We start from the raw sequence: 1,851 nt of genomic DNA on the forward strand, positions 1-1,851 counted from the left end.
GTCGGCGCGGTGACGCACGCCGAGCTGCAGGAGGTCGTCGTCCGCATCATCGACACCGACGGCGTCCGCCACACGACCTCGACGCTGGCGATCTCGACTCCTCTCCCGTACCGCGTACAGCCGCTGCTGGACAAGCTGACCCGCAGATCCGGCTACGGCCGCTCCACCCCCGTGGTCGACTAGCAGCATGAGCAACGACGCGACAGAGCCCACCGCCCCCGACGAACCCACGGATCCGACCGAGTTCTGGGAGCAGCGCTATGGCAGCTCCGACCGCATCTGGAGCGGCAAGCCCAACCCGCTGCTCGTCCGCGAGGTTGCCGACCTGACTCCCGGCACCGCCTTGGACCTCGGCTGCGGCGAAGGCGCCGACGCCGTGTGGCTGGCCACGCAGGGCTGGACGGTCACGGGCGTCGACATCTCGCAGACCGCCCTCGACCGCGCAGCGGTGCACGCCGCCGACGCCGGGGTGGGCGACCGTACGACGTGGGAGCGGCACGAGCTCGGCGTCACCTTCCCCGACGGCTCGTACGACCTCGTCAACGCGCACTACCTCCAGTCCCCCGTCGCCCTCGACCAGGACGGCGTGCTCCGCAGCGCCGCCGACGCGGTGGCCCCGGGCGGCACGCTGCTGGTCGTCATGCACGGCGGCTGGCCCTCGTGGGCCGAGCCGCACGAGCACTCCGTGCCCCACGCCGTCTTCCCGACGCTCGACGAGGTCCTCGACGTGCTGTCGCTCCCCGAGGACGAGTGGACGGTCGTCACCAAGGAAGGCGTCGAGCGTGCGTCGACGGCACCCGACGGCCGTACGGGGACGCACGTCGACAACGTGTGGCGCCTGGAGCGGTCCGCCTCACGAGGCTGAGCCGAGTCGGGCCACGATCGCGCCGAGGGGCCGCTGCCCTTGTCCTGTCCTCGTACGGGTCTCGCTCACGGTGAAGCCGCTCGCTGCGAGGAGCCGGTGCAGCTCCTCGGGCGGCCACCGGTAGGCCGGCGTGACCGCGTGGTCGAACGCCTCGATCGATGGTCCGTCGAAGAAGCCGAGGACGAGCCCGCCTTCGGGCCGGAGGACACGGGCGAACTCGTCGAAGGTGGCGGCGATCCGGGACGGGTGATGATGGATCGTCGAGTACCACGACAGCACCCCGCCGAAGGACTGGTCGGGCTCCTCGATCGCGTCGATGCTGCCGATCCGGAACGGCACGTCCGGATAGCTCCGCCGAGCATGCTCCACGAAGGCGGGGACGAGGTCGATGCCGCGAACGTCGAGGCCACGCCCCGCGAGGTGGTGCGTCCAGTGGCCGGGTCCGCACCCCGCGTCGAGCACCGGCCCCGTCACGGTGTCGGCCCAGCTCTCGATGAGCTGCCGGTCGGAGGGGTGCACCGCCTCCATCGAGCCAAGGACGTGCGCGTACTCGGCGGCTCGACGCGCGTACGCGTCGGTCACCGTCGTCGTCACGAGGCGCGCCCCGATGTCACCGGGTGCCTTGCCGGAAGGCGTTGCGGGAGCCCGAGGGCTTCGTCAGAAGCCTGGCCTTGATCGCCTGGGCTGCCCGCAGCGTCGCCTCGTACGCGCTCGGGCTGACGCCGGTGATGTTGATGAACGCGTGGATGAGGTCGCCCGTACGGGCCAGCTCGGTCGGGACTCCAGCCTCCTCGAGCCGGCGCGCGTACGCGATGCCCTCGTCGCGCAGCGGGTCGAAGCCGGCCACCGCCACGTACGCGGGTGCGGCGCCGGAGAGGTCGTCGGCGAGCAGTGGCGAGACGCGTGGATCGAGGGCATCGGCGGGATCGGCGAGGTAGTGCTCGCGATACCAGTCCATCTGCCGCTCGGTGAGGAAGTAGCCGTCG

General features: G+C 71.5%; 3 protein-coding genes and 1 pseudogene. 2 read left to right on the forward strand and 2 right to left on the reverse strand.

Features of this window, described 5'->3' with window-relative positions; all coding sequences use genetic code 11:
* Positions 1-183, forward strand: a pseudogene (locus PV363_RS17640) (hypothetical protein); the annotation flags it as partial.
* A gap of 4 nt (positions 184-187) precedes the next feature.
* A complete protein-coding gene (locus PV363_RS17645; protein WP_301023070.1) occupies positions 188-865 on the forward strand; it encodes a class I SAM-dependent methyltransferase in 678 nt (225 codons plus the stop codon).
* Here PV363_RS17645 and PV363_RS17650 read toward each other — a convergent pair.
* Positions 854-1,459 carry a class I SAM-dependent methyltransferase gene (locus PV363_RS17650; protein ID WP_301023071.1) on the reverse strand — a complete coding sequence of 202 codons (606 nt, stop codon included), beginning with the start codon at positions 1,457-1,459 and terminating at the stop codon, positions 854-856. The genes PV363_RS17645 and PV363_RS17650 overlap by 12 nt on opposite strands.
* A gap of 16 nt (positions 1,460-1,475) precedes the next feature.
* The coding region (locus PV363_RS17655; protein ID WP_301023072.1) for an alpha/beta hydrolase fold domain-containing protein at positions 1,476-1,851 on the reverse strand (376 nt) is incomplete at its 5' end.

It is taken from the genome of Mumia sp., assembly GCF_028803055.1.
Classification (GTDB): Bacteria; Actinomycetota; Actinomycetes; order Propionibacteriales; family Nocardioidaceae; genus Mumia.